Raw genomic sequence first — 1557 nt, forward strand, 5'->3', positions numbered from 1 at the left:
TAAACACTCACTCAGAGAGCGTCAAGAAGATGCCAGATGCGAGGAAGGGCGACGACGGCGTATATCCTTATACTCCTAGGAGCCCTGACGACGCAGATGGCGTCTTATGGGCGCTCTCCCACAAGCTATTCTTCGCCGAGCACCAACACCTCCGGCTCCAAATGAACACCATGCGCTGCAAACACCTTATCCTGCACATCGCAGATAAGCTGCAGCACATCTGCTGCCGTAGCTCCGCCGATGTTCACCACAAAACCGGCGTGCTTTTCGGAAACCTGCGCACCGCCGACAGTGTAGCCTTTAAGACCTGTCTGGTCGATAAGCGTACCGGCAAAATATCCGGGAGGACGCTTGAACATACTTCCTGCACTAGGCAGCTCCAAAGGCTGCTTAGTGATACGGCGGTTACTGAAATCTGCCATTTTATCAGCAATAGCCTGCTTATCACCTGCAGTCAGGCGCACAGTTACCGAAGTAACAATTTTACCGCTGCCCTGCAGCGCAGTATGGCGATAGCCAAAATCAAGAGCTGCTGCAGGCAGCTCGCTGATTGTGCCGTCAAGCTCCATTACGCGCACACTGGTAACAACCTTAGCCATCTCGCCGTCATAAGCACCGGCGTTCATATAAACAGCACCGCCAATGCTGCCGGGAATGCCCACAGCAAATTCCATGCCGCTCAGGCCCAGCTCTGCAGCCTTGCGGGAAGCAGCAGCCAAAGAAACACCACTGCCAAAGGTCAGCGTGCAGCCATCAACAGCAATATCATTCAGCATATTTCCCAGCTTGATAACCAGGCCACGGATGCCCTTATCGCGCACCAGCAGATTAGAACCATTGCCTATCAGCGTAACCGGCACCTTCGCCTCACAGGCACGCTGCAGCAGCTGCTGCAGCTCCTGCTCGCTCTGCGGCATAGCCATCAGATCGGCAGGACCGCCGATGCGGAAGGATGTATGCTTCGCCATCGGCTCCTCTGCCAGCAAAGGCTTGGCAGTACAGCCTGCGAAAATCTCCTGCAACGTCATTATTTCTCTCCCATTGCCTCTTTGACAACGTCCTGAATAGTATTGGTAACGTCCATCAGCATCATCTGGAAACGAATCAGAGCGTTCAAATATTGAACTGCATCTGCATTCAGATTCAAAATGCCCTGCAGCTTCTGCATTTTATCAACAGAAGCCTGGTCGGGAGTTTTGCCCTGATGCTTAGCAAACTCTACTTCCTGAGCAACCATCAGATACTCGTTAACCATTTTTTTAGCATCCGGATCCTTCTCCAGAACAACAGCTGCTTCCTTCAGTTTTTTGTACTCATGGCTTTCGCGCATAGCCTTAGCCAATTCGTTTGCGTTATCATAAACGTTCATAAATAAACACCTCACTAATAATATACTTTTACACTAACGTAAGAAACAAACATAGAAAAATACTACACATCAACGCAGGAAAATTATACAACCACTACAGCACGCCAACACAAGCAAGTGATATATCGTGCAGCGAATATAAATTTTAGCAAATGAGTGTCTGGAAGCACAGAAATGCCGCAACTGTT

General features: G+C 50.0%; 2 protein-coding genes. Both read right to left on the reverse strand.

Features of this window, described 5'->3' with window-relative positions:
• Nucleotides 1-125: 125 nt before the first annotated feature.
• The gene (murB, locus tag BN587_RS02450) at nucleotides 126-1028 is read right to left on the reverse strand and encodes a UDP-N-acetylmuramate dehydrogenase (protein ID WP_021719562.1); all 903 of its coding nucleotides are present in this window, start codon (nucleotides 1026-1028) and stop codon (nucleotides 126-128) included.
• Nucleotides 1028-1369, reverse strand: coding sequence for a YlbF family regulator (locus BN587_RS02455; RefSeq protein WP_021719563.1), 342 nt, complete (start codon nucleotides 1367-1369; stop codon nucleotides 1028-1030). The genes murB and BN587_RS02455 overlap by 1 nt, the downstream gene beginning before the upstream one ends.
• Nucleotides 1370-1557: the final 188 nt, after the last annotated feature.

The organism is Phascolarctobacterium succinatutens CAG:287 (assembly GCF_000434895.1).
GTDB classification, from domain to species: domain Bacteria; phylum Bacillota; class Negativicutes; order Acidaminococcales; family Acidaminococcaceae; genus Phascolarctobacterium_A; species Phascolarctobacterium_A succinatutens_A.

Bases quoted from the DNA above. Each gene is read 5' to 3' on its own strand.
- BN587_RS02455 (WP_021719563.1), bottom strand. From the start codon at position 1,369: ATGAACGTTTATGATAACGCAAACGAATTGGCTAAGGCTATGCGCGAA.
- murB (WP_021719562.1), bottom strand. From the start codon at position 1,028: ATGACGTTGCAGGAGATTTTCGCAGGCTGTACTGCCAAGCCTTTGCTG.